The sequence below is a fragment of the Mycobacterium sp. NPDC003323 genome (genome assembly GCF_053589535.1).
The window spans coordinates 38,969-62,943 of the sequence record NZ_JBSFSB010000010.1; the positions used below are offsets into that span (position 1 = coordinate 38,969).

The window sequence follows — 23,975 nt, forward strand, 5'->3', positions numbered from 1 at the left end:
TGATGGCGTCGGTACTCGCCGATCACCGGCTCGTCTTCGTGGCGCCGGACGAGGGCCAGACCGCCGTCGGCGACTACGCCCAGGATCTGGTCACCGCGTTGCGCCCGCACTTCGGCGAGATCGTGCAGCACCGGACGGCGGGTCCCGGCACGGACACCTTGGCCGACCTGCGCCGCCACCGCGCCGACGTGCGACGGTTGATCGCCGCCGGGCCGCGCGGCCGGACGCTGGTCCACGCCGAACTGTCCACCGGGGTGCTGCCCACCTTCTGGTCGGTCGCCGGGATCGACGACGTGCCGGTCACCGCGACCATCCACGACCCGCCGCAAGGGCTGTGGTTCCTGGCCCGCACCCGGGCGATCGCGTCGTCGCGGCTGCTCACCCACGGCATCCACTACCCGCTGCGGCCGCTGTCTCGGGCGATCGAGGGCCGCGTGCACGGGCGCCGCACCCTGATCGCGCTGACCGAGACGGGACGGCGCTCGATCGCGCGCACCTACCCAAACACCACGACCTACTGTGTGCCGCACCTGGTGCGTGAACGCCCGGCCATCGCCGCGGCACAGGACCGGCCCAAGGCGGTGGGATTCTTCGGATTCGTCTACCGCGGCAAGGGTTTCGAACAGATCGCCCGGATCCGCGAGCTGCTGCCCGCCGACATCACCATCCGCGTCGCCGGCCGCGGCACCGAGGCGCTGCCGCGGGCCGAGGGCATCGAGATCCTCGGCGGTGTCGACGGCGCGGCCGAGGACGCCTTCTTCGAGTCGGTGCGTGCGATCGTCGTCCCGTACGGCAAGCGGCACTTCTACGCCGAGACCTACCCGGCCTCCGGCGTCGTCGCCCACGCCATGGCCTACAGCACGCCGGTGGTCTGCACGGGATACGGCTCGCTGGCCGAACTGGGCACCGCGCAGGGCGTGCTGAACGTCACCCCGCGAGGTGACGGCGACGACGCGGTGGCCGCCGGGCTGGCCGACGGCATCGAGTCGCTGCTGGGCGATCCGGCCCAGCTGACCGAACTGGGCCGCAACGCCGACCGCACCCGCGCCGAACGGTCGCCCGCCCGCACCGCCGAGGCGTTCGCCGCGATCTGGGCGCAGGTCCTGGCCGGACAGACCGAGCGCACCCGGTGACCGACCCCGCCGGCACCTCGGTGGACCCCGGTGCCGCCGCGCCGACCTCACATCACCTGATGCGCACACTGTGGGCGGTCTTCTGGCTATACGGCGGACGCGGCGTGGGGTTGCTGTGGACCGTGGTCATCATCTCCCAGCTCGGCATCGCCGATTACGGCCAGTACGGCATGGCGTACGCGGTCTTCTCGCTCATCGGGCCGCCGCTGGACAATCCGTTCGCGGTGCGCGCGGTGCGCGAGTCCGAGGAACGGTTCCTGGCCGAACGGACCACCCGATACCTGCTCGGCCTGGCCCTGATGGCCGCCGGCCTGTCCCTGGTGCAGGTCAGCTATATCGCCTGGTTCGGCCTGTTCGTCGCGGGCGGCGAGATCATCATGAAGACCTACCAGAGCCATTGGGCGCGCGACGGCCAACCGCAGCGGGTGGCCCAGGCCGACACCATCCGCCAGTTCGTCAGCGTCGCGCTGGCCGCGGGGTATCTCTTCCTGGCCGAGAACCCCACCCTGCAGGCGGCCAGTCTCTGGCTGGTCTCGCCGTACGTGGTGATCGCCGTCGTCGTCGGATTCCTGGTGCTGCGGCACCGCCCCGGCATGCCCGGCCCGCCCCGGCTGATCGCGATCCTGATCGGCGAGATGCTGGGCCTGGCTGCCTACCTGCAGGGCGATGTGCTGCTGCTGGGCTGGCTGACCGATGACACGACCGTCGGCTATTACGCGCTGACCGTGACGGTGACGGTCGCAATCGTGGCCGTCGGCCAGTCGTTCGGCATGTCCTACAACCGGTCCATGCGCGAGGGCGAGGGTCAGCTGTCGGCGGGCCCGCCCCTGCGCAGCACCCTGATCCTGGGCGCGGTCGCCGGGCTGCTGGTCCTGATCGCCGGGGTGGTCATGCTGTTCACCCCGGCGCCGCAGGAGCTCGCGGTCGCGATGATCATCATGAGCCTGTTCTGCGGTATGCGGACCATCACGTCGGTGTTCCAGGCGGTGCTCTACCTGCAGCGCCGCGATACCACCCGCCTGGTGGCCAACCTCAGCCTGCTGCCGGTCAAGCTCGGCCTGGTGGCGCTGCTGGCCGTGGCCGGAGCGGTGGGAGCGGCCATCGCCACGGTGCTCGCCGATGCGGCGCTGCTCGGCATCTATGCCTGGGTGCTCTACCGCAAACCCCGAAGCATTACCGGCACGAAGGCGCCCGAATGACCCGAGCAACCTTTCTGTTGTCAAAGGATCCGGTTGCTGAGCACGGCGGCGACGTGGAGCTGTCGCGGCTGGTGATGCGGCTGGCCGCCGACTCCTGCGAGGTCTCGGCGATCTGTCTGTCCCATGAGCCGCCCGGGACCGTCGACACCGACCTGCTCGACGCAGGCATGCCGCTGGTGCGCGTCGCCAAGTCGGGGGTGCAGCCGGTGCGCCTGCTCACCGACACCCTGCGCACCGGCCGCAGCCTCGCACACGCCCGCTTCGACAACGACGATCTGGTGGCGGCGATCGCGGCGGCCGACGCGGATGTGTTCGTCGCCGAACACAGCTACATGGCCGAATCCTTCCTGCGCAGCTCCCAGGTCGGCCGGGCCCGGTTCGTGGTCAACACCCATGTCAGCGAGTCGCTGGTGTGGCGCGCCACCCGCGGGCTGCTGGGCCGGCTGCAGGTGGGCAGGCTGGTCCGCGACGAACTGCGGGTGGCCCGCGCGGCCGATGCGGTCGGCACCTACGACGCCGAGGAGGCCGAGTTCTACCGCGCCAACGGGGTGGGGTCGGCACGCTGGCTCGATATCACGCTGCCGCCCGCCGATCAGGTCCCGGTCGCGGACACTCCGCGCCGGCTGGTGCTGATGGGCACCCGGGACTGGCCGCCCAATCAGGAGGCGTTCCTGGATGCGCTGCGGCTGTGGCCGCGCATCGCGGCCGGCATCGACGGCGCCGAACTGTGCATCATCGGGGCCAAACACTCCAAGGCCAAGGATCCGGTCCTGCCCGGCGGGGTGCGCGATCTGGGCTTCGTCGAGGACCTGGGCGCATTCCTGGCCACGTGCCGGGCGATGATCGCGCCGATCAGCACCGGCGGGGGAGTGCGGGTGAAGATTCTGGACGCCGCGCGGATGGGGCTACCGGTGGTCGGGACGACGGCGGCCGTCGGTTCGCTGGGCGAGCTGTTGGGGTTGGGCACCCACGATGACGATGACGCGTTCGTGGCGGCCTGCCGTCGGCTGCTGCGCGACGTCGAGCATGCCGCGGCGGCCGGGCAGCGCCTCTACGACCTCAACCGGCAGTACTGGCAGCAGCGTCGACCGCACCGCGCCGTCGAGGCGCTGCTGAGTTAGCGGCCGGTGGGTACCGCAACCGCCGGGTCGTCGACGGTGCGGGCCTCGGCGACGCGCCGCGCCAATTCTTCGGCCTCTCGCTCCTCGACCCGCAGTTGGTCGGCGTAGGCCAGGAATGTGAGGAAAATCGTGTACAGGAACACGATCTGCGGGATGACCACCACCGGATGATCGAGATTCAGCGCGATGACCGAGAATCCGATGAATACGCCGCCATATAGCGCCCGCGGTAGCGAATTTGCTCGCAGCAGTCGGTAACCGATTACACAGCCGGCCACGACGACGGCCAGGAACGCGAGTCCGACGAAGATGCCGCCGCGGTGGATGGCGATCAGTGGCGCGTTGGACACGAAGTTCTCCAGGAAGGCGTAGGCGCCGTCCTTGAACTCACGCTGCGACCAACCCCAGCCGAACAACCAGTGCCCGTCCATGCGGCCGGGGAATTCGCGGATCGAGTCCAGGCGGTCGGTGGCGCCGGCATCGTTCTGACTCAGCGTGCCCAGGAGTCGGGTGCGCACCGAGGGCACCATGAACGCGGCCACGAACGCCAGCACCATGGTCCCGATCAGCAGTTGTCGGTCGCGCGGGCGCATCTTGTGGAACACGAACACCAGCGCCACGCCGGCCAGCACGCTGGTGATCGCGGATCGACTGAGCGTCAAGGCAATTGCCGTACCCAGGATGCCGACCAGCACGACGCGGCGCCAACCGGTGAACACGATCATCGCGATCACGAACGAGATCACCAGGCCGATACCGGCGGCGTTGGGATCCAGCCAGAGCCCGCCGAGGCGGCTGAACGCCTGGCTGTCGGCGGCGACCGCGAACCGGCCGTCGCCGCGCAGGTCGGCCGTACCGCCGGTGAAGAAGAACCGTTCGGTGTTGGCCACCACGTAGCCGAAGATCCGGAACGGCTGCAGCAGAATCTGATTGGAGCCCAACACGATCGAGGCGATACCGAACGAGGCGTTGAAACCGGCGGCGTAGACGAACACCCGGCCGAACTTCTGCAGGTGCTCGCGGGGCAGCGCGAGGATGGCGAAGAACGCACACGTCGCGATGGCCCACTTGGTGTAGTCCAGGATGTTCACGATCGAGCTGAAGGTGACCACCATCGACACGCCCGAGATGATCACCAACACCAGCACGCTTTTGGCCAGTGTGCTGCCCAGCACCGGGAACCGCTTGGCGGCGTTGGGATGGACCACGGCCGCGACCAGCGCCCCGCCGGCGAACGGCAGATACAGCGGCAGATGCACGCCGGGGAAGTAGCCGAAGGGCAGCGTGCCGACCGCGATCGCCATGCCCCAGTACAGCCACAGCGGGTGCCGCAGGCCGATGTACACACCGACCGACAGCGCGATCAGCGCGGCGATCCCCATCACGGCGGGCTTGCCGATGACGGCGGCGGCGGTGGCCCCGAGCACCGACACCACGATGATCGCGAAGCCGGCAATCATGCCGGTGCGCGACGGTGCGCCGAGTTTCATTGCGGACTCGTCTTCATTGCGTAATGATCCTCACGGCTTTACTGCACCGTCGTTGCATTTGACTATCCTTGCATCGGTTTCGCTGGCGGCGCTACCTAGGGTGCCCCCCGCAAACTGTGCGGCTGCTGTTGTTGACGCTATCGTTGCATTGTCGTGGCGATCCAGAAGCGAATGGAGTGCTCCCTTGGCCGTCGGTGATTACCTGCGTATTTTTCGCCGGTTCTGGTGGGTGGTTCTTCTGGCAACGTTGATCGGCGTTGCTGTCGGATACGCCACCATGTTCATGTCGTCGCCGAAGTACGCCTCGACAACGCGGCTTTTCGTCACCACCCAGAGCGGCACCTCCGTCGGCGACGCCTATCAGAACAACCTCTTCTCCCAGGAGCGGGTGTTCTCCTACGCCGGTCTGGCAACCAGCGATCAGGTGGCCGCGCGCGCCATCGCACAGTTGAAGGCGCCGATCTCGGTGGACGAACTGCGCGCCAAGATCACCGCCGTGCCGCTGCCCCAGACGGTGTTGCTGGATGTCACCGCCACCGATTCCGATCCCGCCGCCGCGCAGCGCTATGCCAACGCCGTCGCCGATCAGCTGGTGAACGTGACCGCCGAGCTGGAGACCTCCCGCCGTGGCGGCGAGGCCGCGGCGGCCGCCGTCCTGGTCGACGATGCCAGCTACGGCACCCGGGTCGAGTCGATGGGCCTGCCGATCCGGCTGGCCGCCGGCGGTGTCGGCGGTCTGGTGCTCGGTGTGCTGCTGGCCATCGCCCTGGGCATCTCCGACACCCGGGTCCGCCGCCGCGAGCGCATGGAGGATGTCACCGGTGTGCCGCTGCTGGGCACCCTGGTCGCCGACGGCCAGAACCGCACCGGGGTCATCGACATCGAGGCCGGCGGTCTGCCCGTCGAGCGGCTGCGTGAGCTGCGCACCAACGTCCAGTTCGCCCGCAACGCCCACGGCCAGCATCCCCGCGTCATCGCCGTGACCAGCCCGTCCCCGCAGGACGGCCGGTCCACCACCGCCATCGATCTGGCCGCCGCGTTCGCCGAGGCGGGCCACTCGGTCGTGCTCGTCGACGGTGATCTGGTCAAGCCGGACCTGCCGCAGCTGCTGCAGCTCGACGGTGCGGCGCTCAAGCAGGCCGGCACCAAGGGCTTCAGCACCCTGCTGGCCGGCCAGCACGACCTGTCCGAATCGCTGATCGAGATCTCCGGCTCGAAGGTGGCGCTGCTGCCCGCCGGGCCGGTGCCCTCGGTGCGCCGCGACCTGTGGGGCGACCAGCGCACCTCGCGGGTGCTGGAGCTGCTGCGCGGGCATTTCGAGTACGTCATCATCGATACCCCGCCGCTGACCAAGTACGCCGACGGGACGGTGCCCGCGGCGCTCGGCGACGGTGCGCTGGTGCTCGGCCGCATCGGTCACACCAAGGCCTCGGCCTTGCGCAAGGCCGTCACCGCGCTGCAGACCGCGCACGCCACCGTGCTCGGCGTGGTCGCCACGTTCGAGCCCGGCCACCGCCGCGAACTGTCGGCCGACCGCAAACACCACGGCACCGCTGCCCCCAAGGCGGCCCCGACTGTGTCCGACGACGAGGACGCAGAAACCCGGTCGCAGACGTCATCGTCGGCCAAGAGGTAGGAGTGTCGCCGAGCCTGATCCGCGGCGCGTCGGCGCTGTTCGCGGCGGTCGTGCTGGTGACGTCGTGCGCGCCGGCCGAGCCGCCGCCACCGCCGGAGGCCTCGGCGCCGCCGACGATCAAGACCTTCACCCCGCCGTTCGACGGGAAGCCGCGGCTGCCACCGCCGGACATGACCGACGACGGACCCGGATCGCTGATCTCGGTGGAGCCGATGGGCGGCAGTGATCTGCTCAACCAGGACGACGCCACCTATATGCGCATCGTCTACCGGTCCACCTCCGGTGTCGACGGGCAACCCACCGAGGTGTCCGGCGCGGTGGCGATCCCACCGGGTGAACCGCCCAGGGGCGGCTGGCCCATCCTGGCCTTCGGTCAGGGCACCAAGGGTGTGCTGAACAAGTGTGCAAGCAGTCTGTACGCCAGCCTGCCGCTGAACGCCTGGACCATGTCGGTGTTCGTGCGGGCCGGATTCCTGGTCACCGTCTCGGACTTCCAGGGCGCCGGCGTGGAGGGTTACCAGCATCCGTTCCTGGACGCGAAGACCTACGGCTACAACGTCATCGACTCGGTGCGCGCGGCGCAGCGGGTCGGCGCCGAGACCACCGGCGACTGGCTGGCCTACGGTCACTCCGCCGGCGGTCTGGCGGTGTGGGCGGCCGCCGAGCAGGCGCCCACCTACGGGCAGGGCACGAATCTGCTGGGCACCGTGTCGATGGCGCCGGCGGCCGATATGGCCGGTCTGGCCGACGCCGCGTGGAACGGGACGCTGACCGCCGACCAGCGGGTCACCCTGGTCTTCGCGCTGCAGTCGCTGAAGTGGTTCAACCCCGAGATGAACCTGGACAATTATCGGCGCGGCGTCACCGCGCAGAACTGGGACCAGCTGCTGGACTGCATCCCGCCCAACTTCGACGACATCGCCCGCGTCCGCGCCTTGATGACCAACGAGGACCTCAAGCCGGCCACCTACGAGGACGTGGTGTGGCTGCGGGAACGGCTCGCCGAGCTCGCGGTGCCGCAGGCCCCGAACACGACGCCGATGGTGGTCGGTTACGGCACCCAGGACATGCTGGTCGACCAGGCCTGGTTCGAGAAGGCGCTGGACCGGGCCTGCGCGATGGGTAGTTACATCCAGATCGAGAAGGGTGCCGGCAAGGGGCACGCCGATCTGGACAGCGGCTTCACCCTGCCCTGGCTGATGGACCGTCTCGACGGTGCCGAGCCGCCACCCAACGACTGTCTGAGCCGCAATTGAGAGCCCCGGTCGACGTGCCGCGGGCCCGGGACTACCTGACGATGCTGGTCAAGGGGTGGGCGATCATCCTGCTGGCCACGCTGCTGGCGCCCGGGGCCGCCTATCTGGTCCAGAAGCTGACCTGGGAACGCAGCTACACCGCCTCGACGCTGCTGTTCGCCCACGTCGCCGGCGACCCCGGCACCTTCTCGGCCTATGCCGGGGGACTGGGCGCCAACAGCCGGATGGCCACCTACGTCTCGCTGGCGCAGTCGCCGGTGATCAGCCAGCGCGCCATCGACGAACTCGGGCTGCCGATGACGGCCCAGCAGTTGGCGGCCAGCACCACGGCCGCCTGGGAACCGTACGGGATCAACCGGTTCGGCCGGCCCAGTTCGGTGCTGCTGCGGGTGACGGTCACCGGCGCCGACCCGGACCAGACGGTCGAGGCGGTCAATGCGCTGTCGGCCAACCTGATGCAACTCTCCGGTGAGCTGGAGTGGATCGAGGCCGAACCCACGGACCCGATCCAGTACACCGGACCGGTCGCGGAGTTGATGCCCGTCGATGTGGCGACGGTCGCCCACGAGGTCACCCCCGATGTGGTGAACACGCTGATCGTGGCCGCCGGGGTCGGCTTCGCGCTCAGTGTGGTGCTGGTGCTCGCGGTCGGTATCGCCCGCGACAACGTGCTGACCCGCGGCCAACTGGTGGACGTCGTCAACGGCACGATGTCCGGCAAGTCCTAGGAGCCCCGTGAAATTTCGCAGGAAGATGATGGCGAGTTCGATGCTGGCGGTCGCGCTGGCGGCCGCCGGTTGCGCGGACCCGCAGGCCGCGCCGCCCGTGCCCGCGGTCACCGAGATCCAGTTGCCCGCCGACTATTCGGCGACCGGGCCCGGCGCGCTGGTGAGCGCGTCGCGGCTGCCGACCGTCGACCGCAGGCTGCTGCGGGTCACCTCGATCGCGGCGCGGATCACCTACAACTCGACCTCCGGTGTGGACGGCAGCCCGCAGGTGGTCTCCGGCAGCGTGTTCGCGCCGACTGGTACGCCGCCCGAGGGCGGCTGGCCGGTGATCGTGTTCGGGCACGGCACCACCGGGGTGCTCTCGGAATGCGGGCCGTCGCTGTCACCGACGCTGCTGGGCTCGGCCGATGCGATCCGCGCGCTGGTGACCGTGGGCTATGTCATGGTCGTCCCGGATTACCAGGGTCTGGGCAACACCAACGCCCATCACCCGTACCTGGACGCCACCACGGCCGGCTACAACATGGTCGATGCGGCCAGTGCGGCGCAGCGGTTGGTGCCCGGCATCTCCGACCGTTGGGTCGCCTTCGGGGTGTCCCAGGGCGGTCAGGCGTCGTGGGCGGCCAACGAGGTGTTCAACACCTACGGCGCCCGCGACACCCAGTTGCTCGGTTCGGTGAGCGTGTCCCCGGCCGCCGACATCACCGGCCTGGCCGATATGGCCGCCGCCGGCACGCTGTCCCCGCAGCAGCGGATCGCCATGGTGCTGATCCTGTCGTCGTTGCAGAACGCCCATCCCGATATGAACCTCGACGACTACCGGCGGGGTCTGGTCGCCGAGAACTGGAACCTGTTGGCGGGGTGCTCGGTCGACGCCGCCGAGCAGCGCCTGGAGGTCGCCGAGCGGATCCCGCCGGAGGATCTGCGGCCGGCCACGCCCGAGGCCGTCGACCGACTTCGTGGCTATCTGCAGCAGATGAGCGGGCTGCCCAAGGCGCCCGCCGCCGCCCCGATGTTCGTCGTGCACGGCGACGCCGATGACGTGGTGCCGGTGGCATGGACCACCGAGGCCGTGCGAAGAGCCTGCGAGCTGGGTGACATCGTGGCATCGTTCATCGCTGGCGGGCGGGGACACGGCGATTTCGATCCGATCGTCGCGTTGGACTGGATCATCAAGCGGTTCGGCGGCGCGCCCGCCGACAACACCTGCACGGTGGAGGGCGGCCCGTCGATCCTGCGGACTGCCTAGCGGGTCCACCGCTGATCTGAACCACGACCGTCGCCCGACCGGAGATCGCGATGACAGACACGAACGCAGCCCACGGGCAGGTTCCGCCGCCGGCGGCGGCCGCCCCCGACTCGGCCGTCGAATCGCAGGTGATGGCCGGCTCGCCCACCAAGGCCCGCATCATCGGGCTCGACGGCATCCGCGGACTCGGCTGCCTGGCCGTGGTCGTCGGCCATGTGGCGCTGAGCTATTCGCCGGTCACCCACGACAAGGCGTTCCTGGGTGTGCTCGGCCTGGCGCTCATCCTGTTCTTCGTGCTCAGCGGGTTCCTGTTGTTCCTGCCCTATATCCGCAGACTCACCAAGGACCCGGCCAAGGCCGCGATGCCCGACACCAAGCAGTACGTGCTGCACCGGATCTTCCGGGTGTTCCCGGGCTATCTGGTGATCTTCTTGATCTGCAACTACCTGTTGCAGGTGGCCTACGTGCAGAATTCGGCCATCCAGCCGCACGGTACCGATGCCGGCACCGGGATGATCACCGACCCGTGGGAACTGCTGGCCAACCTGACGCTCACCCAGACCTATATCCCGGAGTATGTGCAGACCGGTATCAGTCCGTCCTGGTCGCTGACGCTGGAGATCGCCTTCTACGCGTCGCTGCCGCTGCTCGGTCTGATGCTCTTCGCGCTGCGCAGGCGCACCGACGTCAAGCCGCTGGTGCTGGCGTGCCTGGCCCCGGTCATCCTGTTGGTGATCGGTATCACCGGGCGGCTGTTCGCCCCGCTGGTGTTCGCCGCCACCGGTGCGGACACCGTCATGATGCAGAACTGGGGACCCACCTGGGCGGCCGTCTTCATGCGCAGCTTCCTCACCAACGCCGATCTGTTCGCCTACGGCATGTTCGCCGCCATTTTGTTCGTCGCGATCGAGCAGGGTGTCATCTCGGCGCCGGCGGCCCGGCGGATCAATCTGCTGTGCTACCCGCTGCTGATGGTCTCGTTCGTCTTCGCGATCGGCCTGGCGGTGACCGGCACGGTGTTCGCCACCGCGGGCATCGGATTCGTCTCCGCGGTGTTCATCGCGATCGTGGTGTTCCCGCTGGCGCGGGGCAGGGATTCGCGGCTGGCGCGGTTCCTGGACGCCAAGCCGTTCTACTTCGTCGGGCTGATCTCGCTGTCGGTGTACCTGTGGCACTACCCGGTATTGCTGCTGCTCGGCCGCTACGACCTGGCCGCCGGCGACTCCTGGGGCGGGATGGCACGTAACGTTGCTGTGGTGGCTGTCGTGACGATCGTCTTGTCGACGATCACCTATTACACCGTCGAACGTCCCGGGCTGGATCTCGTCAAGCGGTTCCGGAAGCGTTGATGCGCCGCAGATTGCTGGTGGCCGGCGGGGTGCTGGCCGTGATCGTGTTGGTCGCCGGTGTGGCGTTGTTCGTCTCGCCGACGGCACGTCAGCAGGTGGGCCTGTCCGACCCGCCGCCGCCCACGACGCAGGCCGAGCCCATCCCGGGCGCGGACCTGTCGGGCACCGGACCGGGATCTCTGGTCAGCGCAGTGACGATGCCCGAGTTCAGTCGCACTCCGCAGGGTTCGGCGATGAATGCGGCCCGCGTGGTGTACCGCTCCACCAACGGTGACACCGGACAGCCGACGGAGGTGTCCGGTTCGGTGTTCACCCCGCAGGGCAGCCCGCCCGCCGGTGGCTGGCCGGTGGTGGCGTTCGGTCACGGCACGGTCGGCATCGACGAGATGTGCGCGCCGTCGCTGTCGGGCACGCTGTTGGGGATGACCGAATGGGTGGTCAGGCTGACCGACCTGGGCTTCGCCGTCGCGTTCGCCGATTTCCAGGGTCTGGGTGCCCCCGGCGTGCATCCGTACTTGGACTCGCGGACCGCGGGCTTGAACATGATCGACTCCGTGCGCGCGTTGCGGCACACCTTCGCGGATGTCTCGGACCGGTGGGCGGCCCTGGGCGGTTCCCAGGGCGGCGGCGCGGTCTGGGCGGTCGGGGAGCAGGCCGGCACCTACGCGCCGGAACTGTTGCCCCGTGGGGTTCTGGCGCTGGCACCGGTGGCCGATGTGGCCGGCCTGGTCGACAAGGCTGAGGCGGCCACGCTGACCAACGAACAGGCCGCGGCACTGATCCTGGTGATCGAGTCGCTGGCCCGGATGCACCCCGACGTCGATCGCGACGATTACCGGCACGGCGTCGCGGCCGAGCAGTGGGACACGCTCATCGCGTGCTCGGGTGCCGCGGTGCACAACCGCGAGGACCTCATCGAGCAGCTGCAGCCCGGTGACCTCACCCCGAAGTCGCCCGAGGCCGCCGAGCGGTTGCGCGGGTACCTGCGGGCCTGGGCCCTACCGCAGCAGCCGCTGGCCGCCCCGATGGCCGTCGTCTACGGCGGTGAGGACGAGTACATCGACCCGCAGTGGACCGATGCCGCGATCGCGAGGGCCTGTGCCCTCGGCGGAAATGTGGTGTGGGATTTCCAGCCCGACAAGGGCCACGGCGATCTGGAGGTCGCCGACCAGTTGGGTTGGCTGACCGAGCGGTTGACCGGGTTGCCGGCCACCACCGAGTGCGCCTGAGGCGCGGGCTCGACACCTCCGTCTCGGGTCCGATGGCCGCCTGACCGGCGGGTCGGCACGAGTCCGCCGAGGCGCGCCTACGGATTCCGTCGTCGTCGGCGTCGGATCGGCGAGTATGAGACCCGTCACATCTTCGCGGGCTAACCGCATTTCGCCGGAGCGTGCCCGGCTACGTTGCCGGCGGCGTTCGTCACGCGGCTAAGAGTCCAACAGCCGAACCACGCAACCTGTCGCATTTCCAGCAATGGCCCTGCGGCCCGACTTCCGTCGGAGGGCCGTCACGAGGGCCGATGTAACGCTGTGGCTACTTCTGCGAAAAGACAGGAGAGCTTCTGATTAACACGGCCGAATTATGCTGACTACCTGGTCAAATAGACGGGGGCGTCAGTTTTGGCCGGTGCGCACGGACGACGGGGGTGGGCAAATCGAGATCATCCGGGTGAGCGAATTTGCGCCCGCGTCAGCCAATGGGTGGATATTTGACCCGAAATGTTGCAAGTATCAGGAAACAAAGCGATAGTCTTATCCAGCATGCAATGACCGGTGCAGCAAACGAAGGTGGACGCGCACGTGACGTTGGTGAGAGAGACCGAGGCGCCGATCGCCCTTACGGGCCCGGCGCCCGTTCGGGATCACGATGGGTTGCTCTGGCAGCGACGCTACGGTCGTGCGCTGTTGGTCACCGACATCGTGGTGGTGGGGGCCGCCATGGCCTGCGCGCAGATGGTCCGGTTGGGCCGTCCGGTCACCGACTTCGATCCGCTGACCAAGTACTTCGGTCTGCTGTCGGTGATCTTCGGACTGATCTGGTTGGGTTTGCTGACCGCCTACCGCAGTCGTTCGCCGCGCATCGTCGGCGCCGGCATGGAGGAATACCGCCGCGTGCTGTCGGCGACCCTGTCGACCATCAGCGTCGTCGCGGTCACCCTGATGATCTTCCGGCCGGAATACGCTCGTGGTTATCTGGCGCTGGCCTTCCCGCTGGGTCTGGTGTTCCTGGTGATCGGCCGCAGCGCGTGCCGCCGCGTGCTGGCCTGGTACCGCAAGCGCGGCAAGTGCGTCACCTCGGTGGTCGCGGTCGGTAACGCCGCCGCCGTCCGCAGCCTGGTGCAGTCCCTGGAACGCTCCTGGGGCTACGGCTACTCGGTCGTCGGTGTCTGCCTGACCGGCCGGGTCGGTGGCGGCACGCTGGACGTGCCCGGTGTCGGACCGCTGCCGATCCTGGGTGACGAGCATCAGGTCGAAGAGGCCATCGCCAAGGTCAACGCCGACACCGTCGCGCTGACCACCACCGAGCATCTCGGCCCCGACGGTGTCCGGGAACTGTCCTGGGATCTGGACCGTCTCGGCGTCGACCTGGTGGTCTCACCGGGCATGGTCGACGTCGCCGGCCCGCGCTTGACCATGCGTCCCGTCGCCGGCCTGCCGCTGATCCACGTCGAGAAGCCGCAGTACAGCGGCACCAAGAAACTGCAGAAGCGCGCCTTCGACATCTTCGTGTCGCTCAGCGTGCTGACCGCCGCGTTCCCGCTGCTGCTGGTCAGCGCCATCGCGATCAAGCTGACCAGTCGTGGCCCGGTGTTCTACCTGTCCGAACGGATCGGTCTGGACGGTAAGCCGTTCCGGATGATCAAGCTGCGCACCATGGTGGTGAACGCCGATCAGATGGTCGCCAGCCTGGCCGATATGAACGAGATGGACGGTGGTGTGCTGTTCAAGATCCGCCAGGATCCGCGGGTCACCACGGTCGGCCGCATCCTGCGTCGCTACAGCATCGACGAGTTGCCCCAGTTCATCAACGTCCTGAAGAAGGAGATGAGCGTGGTGGGCCCGCGTCCGCCGCTGCCGTGCGAGGCCGACGCCTACACCGATCAGGTGCGGCGCAGGCTGCTGGTGCTCCCGGGTATCACCGGCCTGTGGCAGGTCAGCGGCCGCGCGGATCTGTCCTGGGACGATTCGGTGCGCCTGGATCTGTCCTACGTCGAGAACTGGTCCATCAGCAGTGATCTGCTGATCGCGATCAAGACCGTGCGCACCGTGCTGGGCGGTACCGGCGCCTACTAGCCGGCCCGGGGCCGCACCGCCGCTGCGGTAGCGTGGAGTCCGTGCCGTCCCAGGTCCGTGCCCGCCGGATCTTCGGCATCGTGGCGCTCGTCGCCGCGCTCATCGCTCAGACCGCCGTCTATGCCGCGCTGGTCCCGTTCGCCGTGCCGCTGGGCCTGGCCGTCGTCAACACCTTTCCGTCCTCCGGCGGTCCGCCGGTGCCGATCGAATCCGCCGATCTGACCGATGCCGGCCCCGGCACGCTGGTCTCGGCGACCACCATGCCCGGGGTGACCCGGCGCCTGGAGGCCCGCGATCTGCGGGCCGCCCGGGTGCTCTACCGCTCCACCTCCGGCGACACCGGAGCTCCCACCGTCGTCTCCGGTTCGGTGTTCACCCCACTCGGTGACCCCCCGCCGGGTGGCTGGCGGGTGGTGGCGATCGGTCACGGGACCGTCGGCATCGACGGCCCGTGCGCACCATCGCTGTCGGACAACCTGCTCGGTGCGCTGGCCTTCGTCACCCCGTTCATCGATCGCGGGTATGCGGTCACCGTCCCGGACTATCAGGGATTGGGCGCCAAGGGTTTTCACCCCTACCTGGACGCCAAGACGGCCGGACTGAACATGATCGACAGCGTCCGCGCGCTGCGGCACACCTTCGGTGACGTCTCGGGCACCTGGATGGCCTTCGGTCACTCGCAGGGCGGTGCGGCCACCTGGGCCGCCGACGAGCAGGCCTCGGTGTACGCCCCCGAACTGCAGCTGCTCGGTGCGGTGGCCGCCGCACCCGCCGCCGATGTCAGTGGCTTCGTCGACAAGTCACTGGCCGGCCGGCTGACCTCCGACCAGATGCTGGCAATGCCGGTGATAGTGGAATCGCTGGCCCGGCTGCACCCCGACCTGGACCGCGACGACTTCCGCGCCGGGGCGGCCGCCGAGCACTGGTCGGTGCTGACGGCCTGTCAGGCGCCGCAGATCTACCAGCGCGGGGCCGCCGCCGAACATCTGCGTCCCGGGGACGTCGCACCCCAGAATCCCGTGGCCGCCGACCGCCTGCGGCAGTTGTTGCGCGCCTGGGCGCTGCCCCAACGGGCATTGTCGGCGCCGATGTCGGTGTGGTACGGCGGTGCCGATACCCTGGTCGATGCCGAATGGACCGCCGCCGCGATCGAGCGGGCGTGTGCACTGGGCGCGACGGTGACGGTGCAGTTCGAACCGGACAAGGGACACGCGGAGGTCGACCTGGTGAGCCAGTTGGACTGGATGGCAACACGATTCGCCGATCAGCCGGTGCGCAATGACTGTTGAGCGCCCGCCGCTGGACATCGCGTCGCTGCGCGCCGGCCTGGCCGCACCGTGGCACCGGCTCGACATCGTCGAAGAAACCGGATCCACCAACGCCGACCTGATCGCACGGGCCGCCGACGAGCAGATCGCGGGTGCGGTGCTGATGGCCGAACACCAGGCCGCCGGCCGCGGTCGCGGCGGCCGCAGCTGGCAGGGGGTCCCGCGCGGACTGGTCGTGGTCTCGGCGGGTATCTCGACGGCCGGGGTGGCCGAGGATCAGTGGAGCCTGTTGCCACTGCTGGCCGGCGTCGCCGTCGTCGACACGCTGGCCGCGACCGGCATCACCGCGGGACTCAAATGGCCCAATGACGTCCAGGTCGACGGCGCCAAGATCGCCGGCATCCTGGCCGAGGTCGCCTCCCCGCAGCAGGTGGTGGTGGTCGGCATCGGCCTGAACGTCGCCGTCACCCCCGAGGAACTCGGGCAGGCGCAGGCCACCTCGATGCAGATCCTCGGTGCACCCACCGACCGCACCGAGGTGGCGCAGATCCTGTTGCAGCAGTTGGGTACCCGGGTCTCGGCGTGGCAGTCCGGTGGCGGTGCGGCCCTGGTGGCCGACTACCGCCGGCGATCGGCCACGTTGGGACGGCCGGTGCGCGCCCTGCTGCCCGGCGACCGCGAGATCACCGGCACCGCCGCCGCGATCGACGAATCGGGCCGACTGTGCATCGACACCGGCGCCGGAACCGAGGTCGTCGCGGCCGGCGATATCGTGCACTTACGCCCGCTGACCGGTGAGGTGTTCGATTAGAGTCCACATCCGTGGGCTATCCGGAAAACGTCCTGGCCAGGGACGAACAGGTCGTGCTGCACCGGCATCCGCACTGGAAGCGGCTGCTGGGCGCGGTGCTGGTGTTGCTGCTGGCCACCGCGGCCGCGGCGTTCGGCGCCGGATGGGTGAATCAGACCGACTGGGACGACAACGCCAAACGGATCATCTTCGGGGTCATCGCCGCAATCTGGCTGGTGCTGGTCGGGTGGCTGACGGTGTGGCCGTTCCTGACGTGGTGGACGACGCATTTCGTGATCACCGATCGGCGGGTGATGTTCCGGCACGGGCTGTTGACCCGCAGCGGTATCGACATCCCGCTGGCCCGGATCAACAGCGTGGAGTTCAAGCACGGTCTGCTCGACCGGATGCTGCGCACCGGCACGCTCATCATCGAATCGGCGTCACAGGATCCGCTGGAGTTCTACGACATTCCGCGCGTCGAGCAGGTGCATTCCCTGCTCTATCACGAAGTCTTCGACACCCTCGATTCCGAGGAGTCGTCGAGCTGATCCGGGCCGCGCCGGCCACGGTGCAGCGGGGTGACGGTGCCGTTGTGCGGCGCCCGGCCCTCGGCGGTGTGCTCGGCATGGTCCTCGAAGGCCTCGGCGATACCGCCGGCGGTCAGCGTGGACTCCAGGGCCTTCTCGGGGTTGCGGGCGAACTCGTCCGGGAAGACCCACCGGCGGAACGCCCAGAACCGGAATGCCATCTGCAACAGGTTGCCGATGATGTAGGCGGAGATGAAGTCGGCGATGTTCTCGACCGTCAGCGACACCTCGGGCACCCGCAGACCCAGCACATAGCTGGAGAAGTACAGCGGGGCCATGGCCAGCAGCACACCGACGCCGCTGACCCCGAAGAACAGCAGCGCCTCGTGGTGGCGTTCCCGGCCGCCACGGTCCTTGAAGCTCCACTCCCGGTTCAGGATGTAGGAGGCGATGACGGCGACGATGCCGGCGATGATCTTGGCCGTCACCGGCTTGGGCTCCAGCACGGTCAGTTTGAGCGTGTAGAAGATCGCGGAGTCGATGACGAACGTCGTCGCGCCGACCAGCGCGAATTTGATCAGCTCGTGGTGCCGCTCGGCGAAGGGCCGGATTGGGCGGGGGAGCCGCGCAATCGTGGCATCTGCAAAGGACACGAAGAAGCAGTCTACGTAAATCGCCAGCGCAACGTGAACCTGCGCAGGTCACCGTGGGTGCCGGTGGTCCGCGCGGCAGGTGGCCGGGACATGACACCATATGTGCCGTGCCCCGAACGCCCAGTGACTCCACCGCGCCCACAGTCGTGATGATCGGCGGGGGCCAGCTCGCCAGGATGACCCACCAGGCCGCCGTCGCGCTGGGTCAGACGCTGCGGGTGTTGGCCGCCGCACCCGAAGATCCGGCCGCGCAGGTCACACCGGATGTGGTGCTCGGCGCCCACACCGATCTCGACGCCCTGCGCCGCGCCGCGCAGGGGGTGGCCGCGCTGACCTTCGATCACGAGCACGTCCCCACCGAACACCTGGAACGGCTCGTCGCCGAGGGTGTCACGGTGGCCCCGCCGCCGCAGGCGCTGATCCACGCGCAGGACAAGCTGATCATGCGCCGCAAGCTGGAGGCCCTCGGTGCGCCGATCCCGGCCTACGCCGCGGTCCGGTCGGTCGACGATGTCGACGACTTCGCCCGGCGGACCGGCGCCGCAGTGGTGATCAAGACGGTGCGTGGCGGCTATGACGGGCGCGGCGTGGTGCTGGCCCGCGACCTCGCCCACGCCCGCGACGCCGTTGCCGGCTATCTGGCCGACGGCGTCGAGGTCATGCTGGAGGAACGGGTGGCGTGGCGCCGGGAGCTGTCGGCGCTGGTGGCGCGCTCGCCCTTCGGGCAGGGCGCGGCCTGGCCGGTGGTGCAGACCGTGCAGCGCGACGGCATCTGCGTGGAGGTCATCGCCCCGGCGCCGGGTCTGCCGCGGCAGACCGCCGCCGCAGCGGAGGCGCTCGGGCTGCGGCTGGCCGAGGAGCTGGGGGTCGTCGGCGTGCTGGCCGTCGAACTCTTCGAAACGGAATCCGGGGCCGTGCTGGTCAACGAGCTGGCGATGCGCCCGCACAATTCCGGGCACTGGAGCATGGACGGTGCCCGGACCGGACAGTTCGAACAACACCTGCGCGCCGTGCTGGACTATCCGCTGGGTGACACGTCGGCGCTGGCGCCGGTGACGGTGATGGGCAACGTGTTGGGCGCGGCGCAGACACCTTCGATGTCGATGGACGAGCGCGTGCACCACCTCTGCGGCCGGATGCCCGATGCCAAGATCCACCTGTACGGCAAGGGCGAGCGGCCGGGCCGCAAGATCGGGCACGTGAACATCGTCGGGGATTCCGGTGGATCACCCGATGATGCGGAATATGTTGCCGCCCTGCGGGAACGGGCGCAGCGGGCGGCGCACTGGCTGTCGCACGCGGAGTGGACCGACGGATGGGATGGACACTGAATCGTGAGTGAGAACGTGAGTGCGAAGCCGGGCCCCCGGGTGGGGGTCATCATGGGCAGCGACAGCGACTGGACGGTGATGGAGGCTGCGGTCACCGCGCTGGCCGAATTCGACATCCCGTTCGAGATCGGTGTCGTCTCCGCCCATCGCACCCCGGGCCGGATGCTGGAGTACGCCCAGCAGGCGGCGGGCCGGGGTATCGAGGTCATCATCGCCGGCGCCGGGGGAGCGGCACACCTGCCCGGCATGGTCGCCTCGGCCACTGCGCTGCCGGTGATCGGTGTGCCGGTGCCGCTGGCACGCCTCGACGGGCTGGACAGCTTGCTGTCGATCGTCCAGATGCCCGCGGGAGTGCCGGTGGCGACGGTGTCGATCGGCGGGGCCCGCAATGCCGGCCTGCTTGCGGTGCGCATCCTCGGCGCCGGTGACGGCGCGCTGCGCGCGCGGATGGAGGCGTTCCAGGCCGACCTGGAGACCATGGTGCTGGCCAAGGATGCCGCTTTGCGCGACCGATTGCTGGGTGGCGGGGAGTAACCGCTAAAGTTACTGACGAGTAGCGAGGAGATGCCGATGGTTGCCAATCCGTCCTTTGACCTGTTCCAGCTGTCCGACGAGCACAACGAGCTGCGCGCCGTGCTGCGCGACCTGTGCGAGAAGGAGATCGCGCCGCACGCCGCGGACGTCGACGCCAAGGCCCGCTACACCGATGAGGCCCTGGCGGCGCTCGACGGCTCCGGCTTCTCGGCGGTCTTCATCCCCGAGGAGTACGGCGGCCAGGGTGCCGACTCCGTCGCGGCCTGCATCGTCATCGAAGAGGTGGCGCGGGTGTGTGCGTCGTCCTCGCTGATCCCGATCTGCAACAAGCTGGGCACCACCGGTCTGCTGATGCGCGGATCCGAGGAGCTCAAGCAGAAGGTGTTGCCGTCCATCGCGGCCGGCGAGGCCACCGCGTCCTACGCGCTGAGCGAGCGGGAGGCCGGCAGCGACGCGGGCGCCATGCGCACCAAGGCCGTCGCCGACGGTGACGACTGGATCCTCAACGGCACCAAGTGCTGGATCTCCAACGGCGGCAAGTCCACCTGGTACACCGTCATGGCCGTCACCGATCCGGACAAGGGCGCCAACGGCATCTCGGCGTTCATCGTGCACAAGGACGACGAGGGCTTCAGCGCCGGGCCGAAGGAACACAAGATGGGCATCAAGGGATCGCCCACCACCGAGCTGTACTTCGAGAACTGCCGCATCCCGGGTGACCGCATCATCGGCGAGCCGGGCACCGGGTTCAAGACCGCGCTGGCGACCCTGGACCACACCCGCCCGACCATCGGCGCGCAGGCCGTCGGCATCGCCCAGGGTGCGCTGGACGCCTCGATCGCCTACACCAAGGAGCGCAAGCAGTTCGGCAAGTCGATCGCCGACTTCCAGAACACCCAGTTCATGCTCGCCGACATGGCGATGAAGATCGAGGCCGCGCGGCTGATGGTGTACACCGCCGCCGCTCGCGCCGAGCGCATGGAACCCAACCTGCAATTCCTGGCCTCGGCCTCGAAGTGCTTCGCCTCCGATGTCGCCATGGAGGTCACCACCAACGCCGTGCAGCTGTTCGGCGGCTACGGCTATACCGTCGACTTCCCGGTCGAGCGCTACATGCGCGATGCCAAGATCACCCAGATCTACGAGGGCACCAACCAGATCCAGCGCGTCGTGATGAGCCGCCAGCTGCTGAAATAGCGTCTTTCCGGCGAGCAGACACAAAACTGCCCACTTTCCGTTGAAAGTGGGCAGTTTTGTTGGGGGCACCTCCCGCTTGCGGGGGGACTGCTCGCCGGACTATTTGATGAGCCCGGTCACCTTGCGGTACGCCGAACGCAGCGCCTCGCTGCGACGGGCGATGTGCGCAGGATGCTTGGGCACCGGGACCAGCACGCTGACCGGGTGCCCGACGAAACTCGACTCGAAGATGGCCGTCATGGTCTTGCCGGCGTAGGCCGCGTCCAGTCGGCGACGGTAGCGCTCGGCGTGTTCGGGCTGGCTGAACAGCACCTTGTTGTAGCCGATGTAGAACGGCACGAGCGCGCCGCCCTGCTCCAGATAGTGCACGGTGCCGACGCAGACGCCCGGCCACTGCTGGTTGAACACGTCGTCGGCGATCACCACGCCGCCGTCGATCAGACTCTTCTCGGCCAGCCGCATATCGCTGAGCACGATCTCCTGGGTGTGCCCGCCGTCGACCGAGAACAGCCGCACCCCGGACATCTCCGGGATGTCGCCGGGCATGATCTGGGTGGAATCGCCCTGGTGGATGATCAGGCCGTCGCGGTTCGTCCAGGCGTCGAGATGGCTCAGGAAACGGTCCCGGTCGCCCTGACCGGACTTGTCGATATTGGCTTCCTGATCCTCGAAGAGGTCGATCGCGATGGACGGCTCACCAGGTTGCTGGAGCAGCTTCATGGCAATGAACAATTGCCCGTGGTGCACACCGATTTCGGCGATCGGTCCGCCGATACCGACCGAACGCTGATATTCGTCGACGGCATGCAGCAACCCGATCGCGGAGGACTCCGTATAGCCCTGCACACGTCGATGGCCGATATGCCGATATGCAGCGAACTTCATGGCGATGCTTTCCACCTGTCACAGGGTACTCACCCGAGGCGCAAAAGACCTACTGTGAGCGTCATATTGACGCTCAGGGTATTTGATTGCGGCCTTAACCGGAACAATCAGCCGCGGGTCACCTTCTCCATCTCGCGGCGACGGTCCAGCCGGCCGGCGTCCGGGTGCGCCAGCAACACCAGTGACGCGCCCGCCGACAGCACGGCCAACAGGTGCTCCTGCAGCTCGGCCTCGGTGTCCCAGCCGGCCGACGACATCACCCGGTCCTGACCGGTCAGCCCCTGCGCCTCGGCCGCCGCCGCGGCGGCCGCCAACACCTCGGCGACGCTGCGGCCGACCAGCGCCGGTCCCGGAACCCGTTCGGCGATGATCTGGTCACCGTGCACCCGCACCGAGGTCGCATAGTCGGTCACCCCGATCGGCAGATCGGGCACCGGCTTGCCGAAGGGGTCCAACGACAGCGCGACCACCTCACCGGTGCCGACGGCCGCGTCGGCCTCGCCGATGCGCTCGGCGGTGCACAGCGCGATATCGGCGCCGTCGGCGTCGCCGCCGAGCACCACCTCGGCGCCGATCCACCAGATGCCCAGCAGCACCGCGGCCGTCTGCCAGTGCGCGGGCAGCAGCACCGCCACCCGGGTGCCCGATCCGGCACCGAGTTCGTCGCGCAGCAGGTTGGCGGTCTTGGCCGCCCAGTTGGCCAGCGTCACCGTGGACAGTTCGATGCGCTCTCCGGTGGCGTCGTCGTAATAGGTGATCCGCGGTCCGACGGGGTCACGCTGCATCAGCGGATCCAGCAGTGCGGCGCTGACCGTCACGGGCGCGGCCATCTCAGTTCACGCACTGCGGGTCATCGGAACCGGCGGTGATGATCGGTGACGGCGGCGGGACGGCGGTCTCGCCGGCGGCGACCAGATCCTCACCCTCATAGCCCTGATACCAATCGGTGGACGCCGGATCGGCCGACGGGGCGGTGCCCTCCAGGCCCGAGCCCGGGCCGGTGTAGTCGTCGGACAGCACCACCTGCACGGTGCCCGGCGCCATCGACGGGTCCTCGACGACGGTCAGGTTGCCCAGTTGTTCGGACACCGCCTGCGCGCCGAGGTCGTCGACGCTGGGCGCCCGGACCATGCTGTTGGCCACCCGCTCACCCTCGTGGTTGCCGACCGCGCCCGCGGTGAACCCGCCGGCGGTCAGCACGTCCGACACCGCCGCGGCCAGGCCGTTGACATCGGTGTCGTTGACGACGTCGACGGTGGTCTTGTCCGGCGAGTAGGCGACCTTCTCGGTGTTGCCCTCGGCCTGCTCGTTGAGCAGGCTCTCGACCCATTCCTTGACCTGGTCGGCATCGATGCGCACGACGGATTGCATCCCGTCATCGCTCCAACCGTCCTCGCGCAGAATGGGAATGGTGGCGAACGCGACGGAGCCGGCCGCGACCTCCTGCAGTTGGGTGATGAAATCCATGATGTCCCAACCATCGGAGAGCACCACCGAGCGTTGCACCGCCGTCTGCAGCCGGTTCAGCGTCGCCGGACTGGACAAGGTCTTGCCCGAGATCACCTGGTGGGCCAGCGAGGCCATCACCGCCTGCTGACGGGTCACCCGGTCCAGGTCCCCGCGCGGCAGGTCGTGGCGTTGCCGCACGAAGCTCAAAGCCCGTGGGCCGTCCAGCTTCTGCCAGCCGGCCGGGAAATCGGCGCCGGAAAGTGGTTCATACACCGGGTTTTTCAGGCAGACATCGACACCGCCGAGTGCATCGGTGATCAAACTGAAGCCCAGTAGCCCGATCTCGGCGTAATGGTCGACGGTGACACCGGTCAGATGCGCGACGGTCTCGATGAGAGCCTCGCGGCCGGCCTCGGTACCTTGTTTCTCACCTTCGACCGGGTCCATGCCATCGACCTCGATGAGCTGTTTCATGGTGGTCAGCTTGGCGTCGCCGTATACCCCGTTGATCTTCATCTTGCCCTGGTCGTTCGGCAGTTCGACGTAGGTGTCGCGAGGGATGGAGATCGCGGTGGCCGACTTCCCGTTGTTCGGGATGCGGATCAAGATGATGGTGTCGGTGTTGGTGGCCACGTCGTCACCGACCCGCAGGGCGGCCAATTCCTCGGGCGACAGCGGATTTCCGTGCGCATCGGTGCGGCTGTCCACGCCCACCAGCAGGACGTCGATGGCGCCGTCCTCACCGCCGCCGCCCAGGGCGGCCGAGTTGACGTGGTGGATACCGTCCTCGAACGAGCGGACCGTGCTCCAGGCCACGCCGGTGGACACCACCACCGCGACAGCGGCGATGACGCCGACCGTCCTGGTCAGCCGATTCTGCATCA

General features: G+C 68.6%; 21 protein-coding genes. 16 read left to right on the forward strand and 5 right to left on the reverse strand.

All coding sequences use genetic code 11. The features are described 5' to 3' along the window. The first annotated feature begins 2 nt into the window (after positions 1–2). From ACWDUN_RS20810 to ACWDUN_RS20820, 3 genes are read left to right on the forward strand one after another with little or no spacing between them, the layout of a single operon-like run. Positions 3–1,133 carry a glycosyltransferase gene (locus ACWDUN_RS20810; RefSeq protein ID WP_449931901.1) on the forward strand — a complete coding sequence of 377 codons (1,131 nt, stop codon included), beginning with the start codon at positions 3–5 and terminating at the stop codon, positions 1,131–1,133. Continuing rightward, the gene (locus tag ACWDUN_RS20815; protein ID WP_449931902.1) at positions 1,130–2,332 is read left to right on the forward strand and encodes a lipopolysaccharide biosynthesis protein; all 1,203 of its coding nucleotides are present in this window, start codon (positions 1,130–1,132) and stop codon (positions 2,330–2,332) included. The genes ACWDUN_RS20810 and ACWDUN_RS20815 overlap by 4 nt, the downstream gene beginning before the upstream one ends. Continuing rightward, positions 2,329–3,453 carry a glycosyltransferase gene (locus ACWDUN_RS20820; RefSeq protein WP_449931903.1) on the forward strand — a complete coding sequence of 375 codons (1,125 nt, stop codon included), beginning with the start codon at positions 2,329–2,331 and terminating at the stop codon, positions 3,451–3,453. The genes ACWDUN_RS20815 and ACWDUN_RS20820 overlap by 4 nt, the downstream gene beginning before the upstream one ends. Here the strand turns inward: ACWDUN_RS20820 and ACWDUN_RS20825 are convergent. Beyond that, the gene (locus ACWDUN_RS20825; RefSeq protein WP_449931904.1) at positions 3,450–4,943 is read right to left on the reverse strand and encodes an O-antigen ligase family protein; all 1,494 of its coding nucleotides are present in this window, start codon (positions 4,941–4,943) and stop codon (positions 3,450–3,452) included. The genes ACWDUN_RS20820 and ACWDUN_RS20825 overlap by 4 nt on opposite strands. 184 nt (positions 4,944–5,127) lie before the next feature. Between ACWDUN_RS20825 and ACWDUN_RS20830 the strand changes: the two genes are divergently transcribed. From ACWDUN_RS20830 to ACWDUN_RS20875, 10 genes are all read left to right on the forward strand, one after another. Continuing rightward, positions 5,128–6,579, forward strand: coding sequence for a P-loop NTPase (locus tag ACWDUN_RS20830; RefSeq protein ID WP_449931905.1), 1,452 nt, complete (start codon positions 5,128–5,130; stop codon positions 6,577–6,579). A 2-nt stretch (positions 6,580–6,581) separates the two neighbouring features. After that, on the forward strand, positions 6,582–7,835 hold the full coding sequence (locus tag ACWDUN_RS20835) for a lipase family protein (protein ID WP_449931906.1): 1,254 nt from the start codon (positions 6,582–6,584) through the stop codon (positions 7,833–7,835). Beyond that, entirely contained in the window at positions 7,832–8,563 is a 732-nt protein-coding gene (locus tag ACWDUN_RS20840) for a YveK family protein (protein ID WP_449931907.1), read from the forward strand. Before ACWDUN_RS20835 ends, ACWDUN_RS20840 begins: the two co-directional genes overlap by 4 nt. A 7-nt stretch (positions 8,564–8,570) precedes the next feature. Next, the gene (locus ACWDUN_RS20845) at positions 8,571–9,812 is read left to right on the forward strand and encodes a lipase family protein (protein WP_449931908.1); all 1,242 of its coding nucleotides are present in this window, start codon (positions 8,571–8,573) and stop codon (positions 9,810–9,812) included. Positions 9,813–9,862: 50 nt separating this feature from the next. Continuing rightward, complete coding sequence (locus ACWDUN_RS20850; protein WP_449931909.1) at positions 9,863–11,161, forward strand: acyltransferase family protein; 1,299 nt, start codon at positions 9,863–9,865, stop codon at positions 11,159–11,161. Next, positions 11,161–12,390, forward strand: a complete 1,230-nt coding sequence (locus tag ACWDUN_RS20855) for a lipase family protein (protein ID WP_449931910.1) — start codon at positions 11,161–11,163, stop codon at positions 12,388–12,390. Before ACWDUN_RS20850 ends, ACWDUN_RS20855 begins: the two co-directional genes overlap by 1 nt. A 570-nt stretch (positions 12,391–12,960) precedes the next feature. Next, positions 12,961–14,454, forward strand: coding sequence for a sugar transferase (locus ACWDUN_RS20860; RefSeq protein ID WP_449931911.1), 1,494 nt, complete (start codon positions 12,961–12,963; stop codon positions 14,452–14,454). A gap of 41 nt (positions 14,455–14,495) precedes the next feature. After that, on the forward strand, positions 14,496–15,743 hold the full coding sequence (locus tag ACWDUN_RS20865) for a lipase family protein (RefSeq protein WP_449931912.1): 1,248 nt from the start codon (positions 14,496–14,498) through the stop codon (positions 15,741–15,743). Beyond that, the gene (locus ACWDUN_RS20870) at positions 15,733–16,533 is read left to right on the forward strand and encodes a biotin--[acetyl-CoA-carboxylase] ligase (protein ID WP_449931913.1); all 801 of its coding nucleotides are present in this window, start codon (positions 15,733–15,735) and stop codon (positions 16,531–16,533) included. The genes ACWDUN_RS20865 and ACWDUN_RS20870 overlap by 11 nt, the downstream gene beginning before the upstream one ends. 11 nt (positions 16,534–16,544) lie before the next feature. After that, positions 16,545–17,063 (forward strand): PH domain-containing protein, encoded by a 519-nt coding sequence (locus ACWDUN_RS20875; protein ID WP_449931914.1) that lies wholly within the window; start codon positions 16,545–16,547, stop codon positions 17,061–17,063. On the opposite strand, the gene ACWDUN_RS20880 is transcribed toward ACWDUN_RS20875, so the two are convergent. Further along, the gene (locus tag ACWDUN_RS20880) at positions 17,018–17,695 is read right to left on the reverse strand and encodes a GtrA family protein (protein ID WP_449931915.1); all 678 of its coding nucleotides are present in this window, start codon (positions 17,693–17,695) and stop codon (positions 17,018–17,020) included. The genes ACWDUN_RS20875 and ACWDUN_RS20880 overlap by 46 nt on opposite strands. A 149-nt stretch (positions 17,696–17,844) precedes the next feature. Here ACWDUN_RS20880 and ACWDUN_RS20885 point away from each other — a divergent pair, with 149 nt between their 5' ends. The 3 genes from ACWDUN_RS20885 to ACWDUN_RS20895 are packed head-to-tail and all read left to right on the forward strand — an operon-like array spanning position 17,845 to position 20,757. Further along, positions 17,845–19,026 carry a 5-(carboxyamino)imidazole ribonucleotide synthase gene (locus ACWDUN_RS20885; protein ID WP_449932042.1) on the forward strand — a complete coding sequence of 394 codons (1,182 nt, stop codon included), beginning with the start codon at positions 17,845–17,847 and terminating at the stop codon, positions 19,024–19,026. A gap of 15 nt (positions 19,027–19,041) precedes the next feature. Further along, positions 19,042–19,560 carry a 5-(carboxyamino)imidazole ribonucleotide mutase gene (gene purE, locus ACWDUN_RS20890; protein ID WP_449932043.1) on the forward strand — a complete coding sequence of 173 codons (519 nt, stop codon included), beginning with the start codon at positions 19,042–19,044 and terminating at the stop codon, positions 19,558–19,560. 36 nt (positions 19,561–19,596) lie between these two features. Next, positions 19,597–20,757 carry an acyl-CoA dehydrogenase gene (locus tag ACWDUN_RS20895; protein ID WP_449931916.1) on the forward strand — a complete coding sequence of 387 codons (1,161 nt, stop codon included), beginning with the start codon at positions 19,597–19,599 and terminating at the stop codon, positions 20,755–20,757. A gap of 99 nt (positions 20,758–20,856) precedes the next feature. Here the strand turns inward: ACWDUN_RS20895 and ACWDUN_RS20900 are convergent, their stop codons facing one another. From ACWDUN_RS20900 to ACWDUN_RS20910, 3 genes are all read right to left on the reverse strand, one after another. Then, positions 20,857–21,657, reverse strand: a complete 801-nt coding sequence (locus tag ACWDUN_RS20900) for a class I SAM-dependent methyltransferase (RefSeq protein ID WP_449931917.1) — start codon at positions 21,655–21,657, stop codon at positions 20,857–20,859. A 92-nt stretch (positions 21,658–21,749) separates the two neighbouring features. Continuing rightward, the gene (locus ACWDUN_RS20905) at positions 21,750–22,472 is read right to left on the reverse strand and encodes a TIGR03089 family protein (RefSeq protein ID WP_449931918.1); all 723 of its coding nucleotides are present in this window, start codon (positions 22,470–22,472) and stop codon (positions 21,750–21,752) included. 1 nt (position 22,473) lies between these two features. Then, positions 22,474–23,973, reverse strand: a complete 1,500-nt coding sequence (locus ACWDUN_RS20910) for an LCP family protein (protein ID WP_449931919.1) — start codon at positions 23,971–23,973, stop codon at positions 22,474–22,476. Positions 23,974–23,975 lie beyond the last annotated feature (2 nt).

Excerpts from the sequence above, each read along its gene's own strand:
- ACWDUN_RS20850 (WP_449931909.1), top strand. The coding sequence starts at position 9,863 with ATGACAGACACGAACGCAGCCCACGGGCAGGTTCCGCCGCCGGCGGCG.
- ACWDUN_RS20905 (WP_449931918.1), bottom strand. The coding sequence starts at position 22,472 with ATGGCCGCGCCCGTGACGGTCAGCGCCGCACTGCTGGATCCGCTGATG.
- ACWDUN_RS20870 (WP_449931913.1), top strand. The coding sequence starts at position 15,733 with ATGACTGTTGAGCGCCCGCCGCTGGACATCGCGTCGCTGCGCGCCGGC.
- ACWDUN_RS20910 (WP_449931919.1), bottom strand. The coding sequence starts at position 23,973 with ATGCAGAATCGGCTGACCAGGACGGTCGGCGTCATCGCCGCTGTCGCG.
- ACWDUN_RS20885 (WP_449932042.1), top strand. The coding sequence starts at position 17,845 with ATGATCGGCGGGGGCCAGCTCGCCAGGATGACCCACCAGGCCGCCGTC.
- ACWDUN_RS20810 (WP_449931901.1), top strand. The coding sequence starts at position 3 with ATGGCGTCGGTACTCGCCGATCACCGGCTCGTCTTCGTGGCGCCGGAC.
- ACWDUN_RS20820 (WP_449931903.1), top strand. The coding sequence starts at position 2,329 with ATGACCCGAGCAACCTTTCTGTTGTCAAAGGATCCGGTTGCTGAGCAC.
- ACWDUN_RS20895 (WP_449931916.1), top strand. The coding sequence starts at position 19,597 with ATGGTTGCCAATCCGTCCTTTGACCTGTTCCAGCTGTCCGACGAGCAC.
- ACWDUN_RS20855 (WP_449931910.1), top strand. The coding sequence starts at position 11,161 with ATGCGCCGCAGATTGCTGGTGGCCGGCGGGGTGCTGGCCGTGATCGTG.
- ACWDUN_RS20825 (WP_449931904.1), bottom strand. The coding sequence starts at position 4,943 with ATGAAACTCGGCGCACCGTCGCGCACCGGCATGATTGCCGGCTTCGCG.